The following is a 15,562-nucleotide window of genomic DNA, read 5'->3' as shown; positions in this document are numbered from 1 at the left end:
TCGGGGTGGTGGCGGCTTCGCACCGTGGGGGGACGCTGTCGCCCTCTCTCGCGGCCGGCGTTCGCGCGTACCGGGAACTCGTCCGCCGATCCGTGACGCGTCCGCGGAGGCATGGAACCCGGACGGCCCGTCCGTTCAAAGGGAGTCGAGCACTACGAGGAGATCGCGACCTCGTGCTCGGTACAGCCCCCCGGGCGGTGCCGGAGCGAGGACGAAGCCGGACAGTCGATGACTCCGCCGGGTGCCAGGACCCGGGGCCGGATCGGCCAGACCTCCGCCGTCCGGGGACGCGGCTGCGACGCGTGGCGATGCGCCGCGGCGGCCGCTCAGAGGTGGCCGTCCAGGAGCTTCCGTACCTCGGTGCTGGTCATGGGCCCCGCGCCGTGCGCCACCGCCACTCCCTCCTTCAGCAGGACGTAGGACGGGGCTCCGGTGATCCCGTATCGCTCGGTTGCGGACGGACAGCGCGTGATGTCGGCACGGACGGCCGTCAGGCGGCCCGTGTACTCGTCGGCGATGCCGCCCACGACGAGGTCCATCGCCCGGCAGGGCTCGATCGCCTTGGGCCAGGTCCCGGTGAAATATGCGAGGACCGGGACTGCGCTCATCCCGAGGATGAAATCGAACTCCGCGTCCTCACGGGGCTGGTGAACCCGCTTCGCCATCGAACCTCCAGACTTCGCGTTCCGTCAGTGCATCCCCATCTTCCCCCGAGCGGTGAGGCTGGCTGGTCCGGCCGGTGCACAACGCGACGTACGGTGACATGACCCTGAGCCTGGCCGGCCCGCCGGCCGGGCAGCACCCACTGCGCCCATCACCACGTCGACCTCCATGGCCGACAACAGGGGGAACCGTGTGGGCGTGCCCGCGGCGGGCGGTTCTGTCAGGCGGCCGGTCGGCCGGACCGACACCCCCGCACCCGATCAGGTGACGGATCACCGAGGGACCGCGGGTCAGCGGGACTGTTGAGGTCGGCCGCGTCATCCGGCTCAGGACTGGCCGTCGACCAGCCACCGGAAGGACCCGCTCACATGGTTTTCGTTCGCGTGCACGCAATGAAGGGCCATCTGAGTGCCGCGCGGAAGGAGGAGCTCGGCGCGAAGCTCATTCAGGCCGTGGCTGACGTCGAGAACCTGGTCAACAAGCAGACCCACAGGGAGACCTCTTGGGTGCAGCTCTACGAGTTCGAGCCCGAGAACTGGTACGCACCGGCCAATGTCGCCGGTGCCGATCCCGACTGCCGAGTTCAACTCGGAATTCGAGATCTGGAACGGCTGAATTCTGACCTGTCGAAAACCGCATTCGGTGGGGCTCGGCGCAGCGCTATCGGGGTGGCCCGCTCTCCGCGCCTACTCCGAGTGTCGGACGAAGTCCTGGGAGGCATCGACACCGCAGACCCGCAGCAGATTGACCACGTGGCGATCCAGATCCTCCCCGACTTTCGTGACCTCCGGGATGCCGAGACTTCCGAACTCGTCGCTCGGCCGGTGCATGCTGAACACCGCGTTGCCGTCGGCGTCGCTGTAGATCAGCATCCGCAAAGGCGCATACAGGAGCGCCCTCGGATCATGGCGAAACATCGTCTCGGCGATGACGTGATTGCCGGTCAGGTACTCCATCGACCTGGTGGTGTGTCCTGCGATACTGAACATTGAGGTGCCGTTGATCCGTGCGTAGCGGACCAGCTCATTGGGCGCGTTCTCGGCCATCGCGGCGCGGACGTCGTCCCAACTTCCCCCGATTTCGGCAATGCGTTCCATCGATACCGGATCGAACGCGGGCGCCGCTTTCTCGAATGCGTTCACGAAATCGTCGTAGGCAATTCCCGTGGAAACGTCTATCCGGGTGACGGTGTGGCTGCGTTGACTGGCCATGCGATGGCTCCCTGATTCTGGGATCAATGCTTCAAGGCAGGCGGCCCATGAGGTCGCCCGGTCACCACGATCTCCCCCCTGGCCAAAAGTGACGATAGGACCGGCTGACCGCCGAGGCAAATCGAGCGGAGTGACATGCGGCGTGGGCTGCGCGGCTGGACCGGATTCGGAATGCCCGGTGTCCCATCGAGACGACGCCTGTTTCGGACCGGGCACGCCCGGACCACGACCACGTCAGACCTCGGGCCGACTGCTTGCTGCCGGCTGAAGACGCTTTTCCCCCGTCAGCTACCGCTTCGGCGCATCGGCATTTCGGGGCTCTGGGGCCACCGGGAAAAGCTGTGTCTGCCACGGTCGTCATGGCTGTGCTTCAGCTGATGCGAGTTCCTGTGCCACTGACACGGACGCGCGGGTCACCCGCGCGCAGCGTCACGGTGAGTTCACCGGGACGGCCCAGGTCCGCGCCCTGGTGCAGGGTGAGGACGGCGTCGCGGGGGACCAGACCGAGATCACGGGCGTAGGCACCGAACGCGGCGGCCGCGGCGCCGGTCGCCGGGTCTTCGACGATGCCGCCGACGGGGAACGGGTCACGGACATGGAAGACGGTGGCCGACTCCCGCCACACCAGCTGGACCGTGGTCAGCTCCAATCGGTTCATGAGGGTTTCGAGACGCGTGAAGTCGTAGGCGAGGTCTGCGAGGCGGGAAGGCCGGGTCGAGATCGGTGGCCGGCCAGTCGAGCGCGGCGAGCGTCTCCGCCAGGTCGGCGTCGGCGATCTCTTCGATGCGCGGCTCGACGCTGGTGAGCGTGGCCCGGAGCGTGCCGTCCTTCTCGGCCACTTCCACCGGGACGGTGCCGGCGCGCGTCGCGAACACCAGCTCCCCGGGGCCCATCCGCTCGGCGAGGGCGATGGCGGTCGCGATGGTGGCGTGCCCGCAGAACGGCACCTCGGCCCTGGGACTGAAGTAACGAATGCCGTACGTCCGCCCCTCCTGGCCGCCGAGGCCCTCCGGGGGTGCGGTCAGGAACGCGGACTCCGAATATCCGAGACCGGCGGCGATGGCCAGCATGTCGCTGTCGCCCAAGGCGGTGGTGTCCAGAACGACACCGGCGGGGTTTCCTCCGTCGGGGGTGCTGGAGAAGGCGGTGTATCGCAGCACCTCGGGCCTCGGCGTATTCGTCGTCATGCCCGTGGCAACGCGGGGTGGGGCTGTGGCTGTTCCCGGACGCGGAGGGACGCCGTGAGGGGTTCGTCCGCCGCTCCGGTCCCGCGGATCGCATCTCGCCGATTCCCCACCCGTCGCCGCAGGCCCGACCATGGCTCGTCGGGGCTCTGCACGGCGGGCGCGACGGCCTGTCGCGTGCCGCACCCGGGTCGGGTAACGGCTGCCGATGCCATGGCACGCCGGTTCGTACTCGGGCTCTCGACCGGTGCGGCGAGTGGGAACACCTCCCACGCCTTCGAGGCGGTGGGGGAGCGTGCCAGGTGCCGCGAGGCAGGCGGGAATTTCGCAACGCGCCCTACCCGGCCCGGCAGCTCAGGACCGGGGTACCGGCGCCGCCAGGTGCCGCGCCGAAGCCGAATCCGGTTGAGGCGCCTGCCGTGATGGCGCCGTTGTGGTCGGCGTTGCTCGCGGTCACCGTCCTGCCGACCTGGGTGTAGGAGGCGTTCCACATCCCGGAGACGGTCTGACTGCCCAGCCACTCCCATGTGACCTGCCACGACTTGGTCGTCGCGGAGCCTGTGTTGGTGACCGTGATGTCGGCGTTGAAGCCGCTGCCCCAGTCGCTGCTCACCTTGTAGGTGGCCTTGCATCCGCTGGAGCCGCCCCCGGTGCCGGCGGTCGTCGCGGTGACCGACGCGGACGCCGGAGAGGTGTTCCCGGCCGCGTCGCGTGCCCGCACCGTGTAGTCGTAGCGGGTCCCCGCGGTGAGGCCCGGGTCGGTGAAGGTCGTGCCGGTGACCTGACCGACCTTCGCCGTGCCCCGGTAGACGTCGTAGCCGGCGACCCCGGTGTCGTCGGTGGACGCGTTCCATGACAGGGACACACTCGACGTGGTGGTACCGGTCACGGCCAGTCCGGTCGGTGTCGAGGGCGCGGTCGTGTCTCCGCCTCCTCCTCCGGCGAAGCCCGGTGCCTTGATGCCGCCGAGGTAGCCGTCCTTGACGGTGTCCACGGTCTGCCAGTCGTCCTTGAGGATGCCTCCCGTGTCGCCGGAGTCCGGATTCCACGACCAGAAGGTCCAGTTGAAGCTGTCGGCCCCGTATGTGTTCGTGGGGCGCAGATAGTCGACCAGCGCGGCGAGCCACTTCTGGTCGACCGTCGACTGCAGGGTGGTGCCGAACTCTCCGAGCCAGACGGGGGCGATGTTCTGCTTGAAGATGTAGCCCCAGTTCTTGTCCCAGATGGCCGGCATGTTCGCCGGGAACGAGGGGTCGCTGAACCACGGTTGCTGCGCGACGCTGGTGGCGTAGTCGTGGGCCGAGTAGACGATGCGGTTGGCGACGCTCAGTCGCACCGGCGCTGTGGCGACCCCGGCGAGATTGCCGCCCCACCAGTCGCTCTGGCCGTTCACCGTCTGGACGCCCTCGACGAAGATCAGCAGGCTGGGGTTGACGGACAGGACCGCGTTGCCGGCCCGTTCGGCGGCGAGCCGCCAGTCGGTGCTCGTGTCGCCGCATCCCCAACAGGCGGGATCGTGAGGCTCGTTGTGCAGGTCGATCCCGACCATGGCGGTGTTGCCCTGGTAGCGCGCCGCCAGGGCCTTGAGATCGGCGATCCACGTCGTCTCGGGGACGGCGGAGGTGTACCAGAGCGCCGACTGGGCCGAGGAGTCGGGCCGATGACGGTCGAGTACGACCTTGAGACCGACCGAGCCCGCGTAGTCGACGATCTTGTCCATCACCTGGAGGGAGTTGAGGCCCTGCAGGTCGGTGTTCAGGCCGTTGGCGTAGGTGATGCCGTTGGGCTGGGTGCCCTTGAAGATGTCGTCGCTGTAGGGCAGCCGGATGGTGTTGTAACCCAGGGTCCTCATCTGGTCGATCATCGACCTGTAGTCGCGCGACCAGAGTCCGTGCGCAACGTAGTTGGCCGTCTCGAACCCGAACCAGTTGACGCCGGCCATGCGCACCGGCTGGTTCTGCGCGTCGAGGATCCGGCGGCCCTCGGTGTGCCAGTAGCCGCCGCCGGCCGCGGCCGCCACATGCGACGAGGGTGAGGGCAAGGCGGCCGCACGCAACGGGGACGAGGGTGAGGCGGCCGCCTGCGCGGGCATCGCGGCAGTGGACGGGACGAGAACCGCGAGGGCCGCGGTGAGAAGCGCGATCAGGGCAGGTCTGACGCGGAAGGGGGTCGGGTGACGCATGGTGGGGGTCCTCTCCGGGTGGGAGCGCTCCCATACTCGGGCGCACGTCTCCGGGCGGGCAGGCGGAAGGGCGTCCGGCGTGACGGCTCCCGCGGACCGTCGGGAGTGTCCCGCTCCCGACGGCCGGCTCGTCGAAGCCGGACAGCGCACATGGAAGCCACTAAGCGTGTCCGCGTCAATACCCCGCGCAGCGATCGCTGCCGTGCGCGGAGTTGTCGGCCACGGGTGCGTGCCGTTTCGGCCATACCCGCGGCACCCGGCCGTGAAGGGCGTGCCCCCACCGCCCGATCCGCCACACGGTTCTCGGGCCCCGGCGCCGTCGCGCACGCCGCGACCTGGCATGCGCCGGCGCGGGCCCATGGGTGAGCCTGGCGCCATGAGTCGAGCGTGCGACGGCCCGTCAGATGCCACTCTCGACGCGGGTGTTGACATCCGCGCTCCGGGCCCCGCACTTTGGGAGCGCTCCCACATTCGGTGCTTCTGTCCCCGCCGTCACCTCAGCGACCGGGCACCGTCCGCGCGCGACGACGAGAACGCCGGGCCCCCACCCGGACGGCGTCGCGGCGCGCTCCTGTTCGGCGGCCCCTCAGTTCCACTGTGCGCGACGCACACGGTCGCACCTTCGTCGTGCCCGCACGAAACGCCCGTCCGGCGGACTTCCGCCCGGAGTGCCCGGACGCGGCACACCGGGCGGCCGCCCGCGACCCCGCACACCGCCCGCACTTGCCCGCTCTCCCCAGGAGATGACCGATGCCTTCCCGTAGACCCGATTCCGCCGTGCGCCGAAACGGACCGAAGCGGACAGCCGCTCTGGCCGTCGGCGCCCTCCTCGGAGCCCTGTCCATCACCGCCCTCCCGACCACCGTGACCGCGGCCGCCAAGCTCGACAACCCCTATGTCGGCGCGAAGGCGTACGTGAACCCCGACTGGTCGGCCAGGGCCGCGGCCGAGCCGGGTGGTTCGGCCATCTCCAACCAGCCCACCTTCGTCTGGCTTGACCGGATGGCCGCGATCCAGGGCACCGCCGACGCCCGTGGTCTCCAAGCGCACCTCGACGCGGCCAAGGCGCAGGGCGCCAACCTCGTCCAGCTGGTCATCTACGATCTGCCGGGCCGGGACTGCGCGGCTCTCGCCTCCAACGGCGAACTCGGCCCCGACGACCTGGCCTCCTACCAGAGCAACTACATCGACCCGATCGCCGCGATCCTCGCCGACCCGGCCTATGCGAGCCTGCGGATCGTCAACCTCATCGAACCCGACTCGCTGCCCAACCTGGTGACCAACGCGGGCGGCACCGCCGGCTCCACGACCCAGTGCGCCACCATGAAGGCGAACGGCAACTACGAGAAGGGCGTCGGCTACGCCCTGCACAAGCTCGGCGCTCTTCCCAACGCCTACAACTACATCGACGCCGGCCACCACAGCTGGCTCGGCTGGGACAGCAATCTCACCCCGTCCGCCCAGGAGTTCAAGAAGGCCGCCACCACCAACGGCGCGACCGTGAACGACGTGACGGGCTTCATCGTCAACACCGCCAACTACTCCGCCACCAAGGAGCCGTACGTCAAGATCACGGACACGGTGAACGGCCAGACGGTGCGTCAGTCCAAGTGGATCGACTGGAACCAGTACGACGACGAGAGCTCGTACGCGCAGGGGCTGCGCACCGCGCTCGTCGCGCAGGGCTTCGACGCCGGCATCGGCATGCTCGTCGACACCTCGCGCAACGGGTGGGGCGGTTCGGCACGGCCGACCGGTCCCGGCCCGACGACGAGTGTCGACGCCTACGTGGACGGCGGCCGCATCGACCGGCGCATCCACGCCGGCAACTGGTGCAACCAGAACGGGGCGGGCCTCGGCGAGCGCCCGGCGGCCGCACCCGACACCGGGATCGACGCCTACGTGTGGGCCAAGCCGCCGGGTGAGTCGGACGGGGCCAGCCAGGCCGTCGACAACGACGAGGGCAAGGGCTTCGACCGGATGTGCGACCCCACGTACACCGGGAACGCGCGCAACGGAAACAACCTCACCGGAGCACTGCCCAACTCCCCGCTCGCCGGACACTGGTTCTCCGCCCAGTTCCGCCAGCTGCTCGCCAACGCGAACCCGCCGGTCAGCGGATCGGGTGGCGGTGGCGGTGACACGCAGGCCCCGACGGTTCCCGGCGGCCTCACGGTCAGCTCCACGACGAGCAACAGCGCCACCCTGAGCTGGAACGCGTCCACGGACAACACCGCGGTCACCGGATACGACGTCTTCCGCGACGGCACCAAGGTCGGCAGTGCCACCACCACGTCCTACACCGACAGCGGACTCGCCGCCTCCACCACCTACCAGTACACCGTCAGGGCCAAGGACGCGGCAGGCAACGTCTCGGCCTCGTCCACGGCGGTGTCCGCCACCACCAAGGCATCGGGCGGAGGAGGAGGCACGCCGGGCCTCAAGGCGCAGTACAAGAACAACGACTCCTCCACCGGTGACAACGGGGTCAGGCCGGGCCTCAAGCTCGTCAACGGCGGGTCCTCCTCGGTCGATCTGTCCAAGGTGACCATCCGCTACTGGTTCACCGGGGAGTCCTCGTCCGCCGGTTACCAGACCTTCTGCGACTGGGCACAGCTCGGCTGCTCCACGGTGAGAACCTCCGTGGGCGCCGTCTCTCCGAGCCGCACGGGTGCGGACCACTATCTGGAGGTGGGCTTCACCTCCGGTTCGCTGGCCGCCGGAGCCGACAGCGGTGAACTCCAGTTGCGCATGGCCAAGTCGGACTGGTCGAACTTCAACGAGTTGGACGACTACAGCCGCGGCGCCAACAGCTCCTACGCGGACGCGGCGAAGGTGACCGTGTACGTGGCGGGCACCCTCGTCTGGGGCACCGAGCCGTAGAGCGCGCGGAGCGGACAGGGGGCCGGGGCGGTGACGCCCCGTCCCTCACGCCGCCCGCGCCGGGCTGCGCGGCGGCGCGACGCTGACATGTGTCGGAAGGGTTCCTCCTCGCTCCGCCGGACTCCTTGCGGGTTCGGCGGAGCGAGGCGCTTCCTGTCCTCCCGGGACCGCGAAACCGCCACCGTCGGCGCACGCCGTCGGAATCAGTCGGTGTCGGTGGCGGCGAGGACCGCGATGCCCTGTCCGCCCGGTCGCAGGACGGCCACGGCGAGATCCCAGGCCACGTGGTGGAACCAGTCCGACGAAGGATCGACGATGAACCAGTGTGCCTGCTCGACCAGCCTCGCGGTGTCGACGACCGGCGCGAAGGCGTGCTTCGTCGCGTACGGGGACGGGGTCTGGGTCAAGGACACGAAGACGAACGGACATTCCGTCGCAGGCACCATCAAGTCGAGACTCCCGGCGAGCTGGGGTCGCGAGTGCTTCAACGACCGCGGCGAGGAGGGCGGTTGGATGATGTGCAACTTCAACGTGCCGTAGAACCAGAAGGGCGAACTCTGGGCCGTGAGCAACCCCTTCATCGGCAGTCAGGCTTATACGGACAACTGGACCAGCGACTTCGCCTGAGGCCGCACATCGTCGGGCGGTCGAGACGGTGGATGTCGACGACCCGGGGCGCAGTGTGTGATGACCGTGCGTTCGGCACGGTCTGCCTTGGGAGCAGTCGGCGTCAGCCCGCACGCGTGCCCCGGGCGGCGTCTTCCGGGGCCGTGGGGACCTGGGGCGGGTTTCACAGCATCTGCAGTGCCGTTCGCAGGGCGAGAGGCGTGGCCGCGGCCCAGGCCTGAGGCGAGCACGAGTGGGGGTACGGCACCGGCCGCGCCGTGGCGGCGCGGTCGTAGCCGGCCAGTACCTCGGGCAGGCGGTATCCGTGATGAACGGCTGCCGCGATCAGGCCGTCGGCGACGGTGCGTGCTTGTTCCGCGAGTCCGTGCCGGGCCAGGCCGAGCACGATGACGGCGTTGTCGTGCGGCCATGCGCTGCCGCGGTGGTAGGACAGCGGGTGGTAGGGCTTCTGCCCCGCCGCGAGTGTGCGGATCGCCCAGCCCGAGAAGAAGTCGGGCCGCAGCAGGCGCTGCCCGACCCGGCCGGCGAGTTCCTGGTCCAGGATCCCCGACCACAGCAGATGCCCGGCGTCGGAGGCCAGAGCGTCGACCTGACGTCCCTGGCCGTCCAGGGCCAGAGCGGGGAATCCGGCGTCGGGCATCCAGAAGTCGGCGGCGAAGCGGGTGCGCAGCATCGCGGCGGTCTCGCGCAGGCGGTCGGCGTAGGGCTCGTCCTGCCAGACGGCGGCCGCCAGTTCCGCGGTGCGGATCAGGGCGTCGTAGGCGTAGCCCTGTGCTTCCGAGACGGCGATGGGGCCTTGTGCCTGGGTGCCGTCGGCGAAGCAGACGGCACCTGCCGAGTCCTTCCAGTTCTGGTTGACCAGACCGTTCGGGTCGGGCTGGTAGGTGAGGTAGCCGTGCTCGTCCAGGCCGCCGTCGGTGAGCATCCAGTCGACGGCCCGCCTGGCGTGCTGCTCAAGCCGGACGGCGAGGGCCGGGTCGCCGGTCGTCCGGTAGTGGGCGTGGAGCAGCACCAGGAAGAGAGGTGTGGCGTCGACGGCGCCGTAGTAGCGGCCGTAGGGGATCTGCCGGAAGTGTGCGAGCTCGCCGTGACGGGTCTCATGGACGATGCGTCCGGGCTGTTCGCCGCTCACGGGGTCGTGGGCCCGGCCCTGGGTGGCGGCGAGGGCGCTGAGCGTGGCGGCCGCCGTCTCCGGCCGGTCGGGCAACAGGAAGTAGGAGGTCAGCAGTGAGTCGCGGCCGAACAGGGTGAGGAACCAGGGGATGCCTGCCGCGGGGACGTCGGCTGTCTCGCCGTCCACACCCGCGACCGGGATGGTCAGCAGATCCACGTCGGCCAGTCCCCGTTCGCAGGTACGGGCCAGGTCGTCGGCAGCCGGTGCCGTCCGCCGTTGCGGCCTTGCGACAGTGGGTGTTTCGGCCTGCCCGTGAGGTCGGGCGCGGACGGTCAGGTGGAGATCTGCCTGACCGTGGGGGTCGAGTCGCAGCCGCCAGCTCAGTGTGCGGGCGCTCGGAGTGTCCGGCGCGGCGTCGAGACCTGTGGGGGCCGGGCGGCCGACGACGGTGGTGCGGGAGTGCCAGTCGGCTCGTCGATAGTCGAAGACCAGCCCGTCGTCGGTGCGGTGGATCTCGTGCCGGGCGCCGGGCTTGTCGTAGTGCCGGTCGTCGGCGCGCAGCTCGAACAGGTCCGCGAAGTCGGCGTCGACGGTGATCTCCACGAGAGCGGTGACCGGGTCGGGACGGTTGCTGACCAGACGCAGATGCTCGGTCAGCGTTCCGGCGCTGACGGACTGTTCGCGGAAGACGGTGTAGGCGGGCGGGTTGTCCCGGGTTCCCCGCGGGGTCAGGACGGACAGCGCCCTGTCGTCGGTGTCGGCGGTGGCGGGCACCAGGGCGACGGGTGCGGTGCCGTCGACGGAGAGGTGCCAGAGGCTGAGGTGGCGGGCGTCACGCAGGAACAGTCCGTCGGGTGCGGTGCCGCGGGTGCCGCTGATGCCCCCGGCGGCGTCCACGCGGGCGAAGGTGGCGTCCCGGACGAGCTGGACGCGGTCGTCGGCCGAGGTCATGGCGTGGGCTCCTTGAGGTCGGCACACACGAGGTCGAGGGTGAGGGCGGCGGTCCACGAGAAATGCCGGGCGCCGCGCGCGGCACCGGTGGTGGGGTCGATGTACTCGGCGAAGTCGGAGTGTGCCGCCTCCTCGAGGAAGCTCTGCCGCAGTCGCTCGGCCTGCTCTTCCCGGCCGTGGGTACGCAGCCCCAGGTGGATCAGCCAGGCGGTGTTGAACCAGGCGGGACCGCGCCAGTAGCGCTGGGCGTCGAAGGCGTGACCGGTCAGGGCGTAGCTCGGCACGAGGCGTGTGGCCGGTGCGTCGAAGTGCGGGCCGGTGAGCGTCTCGACGAGACGGCAGACGATGTGCCGCGGCAGGTACGGAACGATGAGCGGGATCAGACCGGTGACGCCCTGCTCCTCGACCAGGGTGTCGGTGGCCAGGTCGCGGACGCGGAACAGGCCCGCGCTCTCGTCCCACAGCCGGGTGACCAGGTGCCGGGTGAGCGCGTCGGCGCGCGCGGTGTGCGGTGTCGGGTCGGCCCCAGTCTCCTCGGCCATGGCGGCCAGGGCCCGTTCGCTGACGATCAGGAGTGCGTTGAAGCACGGGTCTTCCACCGCGAAGGCGTGCCGCACCGCGCGGTCGTCGTAGCCGGTTTCGCGGTAGTCGCTCACCAGTCGCACGTAGCGGCCGTAGTCCAGGTCGGTGGGCCGGTCGGCGGGATGGCCGTGATCCAGGTCCGCACGCTGGAAGACCTCCGGCGCGGCCGGGACGACGCGCCGCAGGGCCCGGTCCCAGCAGGGACTGTTGTCCATGCCGGGTTCCCAGGGATGGACCGCCGCGGCCAGTCCTCCGCCGCCGAGGTCACGGCGGTCGAGGAGATAGTCGTGCCAGGCGGCGAGGCGTGGAACCACTCGGGTCAGGAAGCCGCGCCGTCGTGACTCCTCGGGGTCCGCGCGGTGCACGAGCCAGGCGGCCAGCGCGTGCACCGGGGGTTGGACGATGCCCGAGGTCTCTGGGGCCGCCGGTGCGCCCGCGTCACGGCCGGCGGTCGAGGAGCGCCAGAAGTCGGGGCTGGGGAAGTAGGCGTCGTCGGGTACGGCTGAGTTGAAGACGATGTGCGGGATGCGTCCGTCGGCCCACTGCGCGGACAGCAGCGACTCCAGTTCCTGCTGGGCTCGGCGTACCGACAGGTGGCGCAGGCCGATCGCGATGAACGCCGAGTCCCAGCTCCACTGGTGCGGGTAGAGGGTGCGGGAGGGAACGGTGGAGGTACCGGTCCAGTTGTCGATGAGGACCCGCGCCGCACCGCGCCGCACTGTCAGGGGCGCGGCGGCGGTGGGCGCAGGCCGGTCCAGGAGGGACTTCACGCGCCGGACCTCTTGAGGAAGGCGGGCACGGAGCGGACGGCGTCTACGGGGTCCCCGGTCAGCCGGCACTCGAGAGCGAGGTGGCCGTCGTATCCGATGCTGTGCAGGGCGCCGAGCCAGGCGGACCAGTCGAGGTGGCCGGCTCCGGGCTGGAAGCGGTTGGAGTCGGAGACTTGGGCGTGTCCGATGACGTCGGCGTGGGTGAGGATCGCGGCCGCGGGGTCGGTCTCCTCGATGTTCATGTGGTAGCTGTCGATACCGATCCTCACCGAGTCCAGGCCGACGGCACGGATCAGGTCGGCGGCCTGTTCCAGCCGGTTGACCATGTGGTCCTCGTACCGGTTGAGCGGCTCGAGGAAGAGCGTGACGCCCTCCTCGCGGGCGTGCTCACCCAGCTCGGTGAGACCGGTCAGCAGAACATCAAGGTCCTCCGCCTCGCTGCGCGGGGGTTCGAAGGGCGGCAGGCGACGGGAGAACATGCCGTACGAGGCAGGGGTCTGAGCGCCCACGCCGCCGATCTCGGCGATCACGGTGAGCTGCGACTTCATCTGGGCGACGGCGTCCCGGCGCTGGTCCGTGTCGAAGGCGCCGAGGAAGTGCAGCATGTCGACGCACACCGTGGGCATTACCACGCCGTCTTTACGTGCCTGCTTCAGTTCGTCGAGGCGGGAGGCGAAGTGCAGGTCGCCCTTGCCGCGCAGTTCGATGGCGTCGTAGCCCGCCGCCTGGGCGAACTCCCACTTGGCCTGCAGGGTGTCTCCGGGCAGGAGCTGTTCCTGCGCCGCGATCTTGAGCATGAGGGGGCCTTTCGAAACGTTCAGAATTCCAGTACGACCTGCAGCGCCTCAGCGGGGCGCTGGTCCAGCAGTTCGTAGGCGTCGGCTGCATCGGCGGCCGGGACGACATGACTGACGAGGGAGGTGACGTCCACCTGTCCCTCGGCGACGAGCCGCAGGAAGGTCTGCTGGAGGCGCTCCACGGTCCAGCGGTGGGACAGCTGGGGCGGGACGCCGCCGATCTGTGAGCAGATGAGCTGGACGCGGTTGTGGTGGAACTCGTCGCCCAGGCGCAGTCCGATGCCGTCGCCCTGGTAGAAGCCGGAGGCCACCACACGGCCGCCCGCGGCGACCGAGCGCAGGGCCTGGTGCAGAGCGGGGTAGGCGCCGCTGATCTCGATGGCGAGGTCGGCGCCGAGGCCGCCGGTGGCCTCGCGGACACGTTCGGCGACGGCGTCGGTGCGGGCGTTGAGGGTGCGGTGCGCGCCGTAGCGCTCGGCGGTCTCCAGACGGCCCTCGAGCGCGTCGACGGCGGTGACACGGGCGCCGTTGAGCTGGGCGAGGCGGGTGGTGAGCAGCCCGATGACGCCCTGGCCGAAGACGGCGACGTCCTCGCCGAGGTGGATGTCGCCGGCCAGGACGGCGTTGTAGGCGATGGCGCCGACCCGGGCGAAGGCGCCGGCCAGCGGTTCGAGGCCCGCGGGCAGCGTGTGGCCGATCATGCGTTCGGCGGGGACGATCCCCTCGCTGCGGTGGCCCCAGATGCCCCAGACCAGGTCGCCCGGCTGCGGCAGGCCCGGCGTGCCGACCAGGTCCGGAGCGACCTCGACGACTTCGCCGACCTCCGAGTAGCCCCATCCGGCCACGGGGTACTGGATGCCGGCCGCGCCGTCGCGGAACAGCCGGGCCTGCGGGTCCCAGGTCCGTGTCAGATACGGATTGGTGCCGCGGTAGGCGGTGAGTTCGGTGCCGGCCGAGATGCCCGAGTAGCGGGTGCGGACCCTCAGGTGCCCGGCGGGCAGATCGGCTCCGGCCTGCTCGGTCAGCTCCACCTGAAGGGGGCCGGTGAATTGGACGACGCGTTCCACGGATGGCTCCGGAAGGGGTTGCGAGTTGGGTTGCGTCGACAATAACCCCCTCTTATGTCTTGTCAACCAGCAAAAGTGATGCTGTGATGCGTCTCAAGTAGACGTAAGTCGGAACGAGGACATGCAATGCGCACCAAGAGCCGGCGATCGAAGGCGATCGCGGTGGGCATCACGGCAGCCTTGGGACTAGGGCTGCTCACGGGCTGCGCCAGCAGCACGGGGCCCGGAAAACCCGACCGGGAGATCACGGTCTGGTCCCAGGAGAACCTCCCGGATCGCATCGCCGTGACCCAGAAGATCATCAAGAAGTTCGAGAAGAAGACCGGCATCAAGGTCCATCTCGTCGGAGTCGACGAGGGCCAGATGCCCCAGCTGATCATGTCGGGCGCCGCCTCGGGCACGCTGCCGGACGTCATCGGCGCCGCCCCCATGGGCCAGGTCTGGCAGATGTACAGCAACGGCCTGCTCAACACCGAGATACCTCGGCAGATCGTCGACGAGCTGGGACCGAAGACGTTCAACGCCAACGCGCTGAAGCTGACCTCGGACGGCGGCAAGAACCTCGGCGTGCCCTCCAGCGCCTGGCTGCAGCTGCTGGTCTACCGCAAGGACCAGCTCGACGCGCAGCGCCTGCAGGCTCCGGACACCTATGCCAAGGCGCTCAGCGCGGCCAAGGCGCTGACCACGAAGGGGCGGTACGGCATCTCCGCGGCCACCGACCCGGGCGACGCCTTCACCTCACAGAGCTTCGAGAGCCTCGCGCTCGCCGACGACTGCCAGCTCGTCGACGACCGGCACCAGGTCGCCCTCGACTCCCCGCAGTGCCGGACCGCGTTCAAGACCTATGACCAGCTCGCCCGCGCCTACGGCGCCCCGGGCACCCAGACCGTGGACTCCACTCGCTCCACCTACTTCGCGGGCCAGTCCTCCATGATCATCTGGTCCTCGTTCCTCCTGGACGAGCTCGCCGGTCTGCGCAAGGACGCCCTGCCCAGCTGCACGGAGTGCAAGAACGACGCGCACTATCTCGCGCGCAACAGCGGCATCACCACCGCGATGCAGGGCCCCGACGCAGCCGACGCGGCCCAGTTCGGCGAGATCACCTCATGGGTGACCACGAAGACCGCCGAGACGGAGGCCTCACGCCAGTTCATCGAGTACATGATGGGCACGGGATACGAGTCCTGGTTCGGCATGGCACCCGAGGGCATGATCCCCGTCCGCGCGGGCACCGCCGCACAGCCCGAGCGCTACCTCGACGCCTGGCGCCACAGCGAGATCGGGGTCGACACCAAGAAGCCCTTCGACGAGGTCTATCCCCCGAGCCTGCTCAACCAGCTCGCGGCCGGAGTCAGCAACATGCGGCGCTGGGGCATCACTCAAGGCGAAGGCGCGCTCGTCGGCGCCACCAACGGTGAACTGCCCGTGCCGAAGGCGATCGGCGCCATGACCGGCGGTCAGATCTCGCCCTCCGAAGCGGCCCACGAGGCCGACGACGAAGTCACAGCCCTGCAGAAGTCCCTCCAGTAGC

General features: G+C 69.7%; 10 protein-coding genes and 1 pseudogene. 2 read left to right on the top strand and 9 right to left on the bottom strand.

Annotated elements, in window-relative coordinates:
• Positions 1–326: 326 nt before the first annotated feature.
• The 4 genes and pseudogenes from ACFVTC_RS35505 to ACFVTC_RS35490 form a co-directional block, all read right to left on the bottom strand.
• Positions 327–665 (bottom strand): thioredoxin family protein, encoded by a 339-nt coding sequence (locus ACFVTC_RS35505; protein WP_390132739.1) that lies wholly within the window; start codon positions 663–665, stop codon positions 327–329.
• 684 nt (positions 666–1,349) lie between these two features.
• Positions 1,350–1,874, bottom strand: a complete 525-nt coding sequence (locus ACFVTC_RS35500; protein ID WP_390132736.1) for a DUF302 domain-containing protein — start codon at positions 1,872–1,874, stop codon at positions 1,350–1,352.
• 370 nt (positions 1,875–2,244) lie between these two features.
• Positions 2,245–3,061 (bottom strand): annotated as a pseudogene (locus ACFVTC_RS35495) (PhzF family phenazine biosynthesis protein).
• Positions 3,062–3,395: 334 nt separating this feature from the next.
• Positions 3,396–5,240 (bottom strand): cellulase family glycosylhydrolase, encoded by a 1,845-nt coding sequence (locus tag ACFVTC_RS35490; protein WP_390132734.1) that lies wholly within the window; start codon positions 5,238–5,240, stop codon positions 3,396–3,398.
• 750 nt (positions 5,241–5,990) lie between these two features.
• Here ACFVTC_RS35490 and ACFVTC_RS35485 point away from each other — a divergent pair.
• Positions 5,991–8,123 (top strand): glycoside hydrolase family 6 protein, encoded by a 2,133-nt coding sequence (locus tag ACFVTC_RS35485; protein ID WP_390132732.1) that lies wholly within the window; start codon positions 5,991–5,993, stop codon positions 8,121–8,123.
• Between the two features lie 203 nt (positions 8,124–8,326).
• On the opposite strand, the gene ACFVTC_RS35480 is transcribed toward ACFVTC_RS35485, so the two are convergent.
• The 5 genes from ACFVTC_RS35480 to ACFVTC_RS35460 form a co-directional block, all read right to left on the bottom strand.
• On the bottom strand, positions 8,327–8,536 hold the full coding sequence (locus tag ACFVTC_RS35480; protein WP_390132730.1) for a DUF6183 family protein: 210 nt from the start codon (positions 8,534–8,536) through the stop codon (positions 8,327–8,329).
• Positions 8,537–8,913: 377 nt separating this feature from the next.
• A complete protein-coding gene (locus ACFVTC_RS35475) occupies positions 8,914–10,815 on the bottom strand; it encodes a glycogen debranching N-terminal domain-containing protein (RefSeq protein WP_390132728.1) in 1,902 nt (633 codons plus the stop codon).
• Positions 10,812–12,167 carry a trehalase family glycosidase gene (locus ACFVTC_RS35470; protein WP_390132726.1) on the bottom strand — a complete coding sequence of 452 codons (1,356 nt, stop codon included), beginning with the start codon at positions 12,165–12,167 and terminating at the stop codon, positions 10,812–10,814. The genes ACFVTC_RS35475 and ACFVTC_RS35470 overlap by 4 nt, the downstream gene beginning before the upstream one ends.
• Positions 12,164–12,964, bottom strand: a complete 801-nt coding sequence (locus ACFVTC_RS35465; RefSeq protein WP_390132724.1) for a sugar phosphate isomerase/epimerase family protein — start codon at positions 12,962–12,964, stop codon at positions 12,164–12,166. The genes ACFVTC_RS35470 and ACFVTC_RS35465 overlap by 4 nt, the downstream gene beginning before the upstream one ends.
• A gap of 20 nt (positions 12,965–12,984) precedes the next feature.
• Positions 12,985–14,031: a zinc-binding alcohol dehydrogenase gene (locus ACFVTC_RS35460; protein ID WP_390132721.1), complete on the bottom strand. Its 1,047-nt coding sequence runs from the start codon at positions 14,029–14,031 to the stop codon at positions 12,985–12,987.
• A 126-nt stretch (positions 14,032–14,157) separates the two neighbouring features.
• On the opposite strand from ACFVTC_RS35460, the gene ACFVTC_RS35455 reads away from it, so the two are divergent.
• Positions 14,158–15,561, top strand: a complete 1,404-nt coding sequence (locus ACFVTC_RS35455) for an ABC transporter substrate-binding protein (protein ID WP_390132719.1) — start codon at positions 14,158–14,160, stop codon at positions 15,559–15,561.
• Position 15,562 lies beyond the last annotated feature (1 nt).

Origin of the sequence: Streptomyces sp. NPDC057950, from assembly GCF_042887295.1 — a bacterium.
GTDB lineage: Bacteria > Actinomycetota > Actinomycetes > Streptomycetales > Streptomycetaceae > Streptomyces > Streptomyces kaempferi.
The sequence above is the reverse complement of the archived record's forward strand: the minus strand, read 5'-3'. Positions and strand labels throughout refer to the sequence as shown.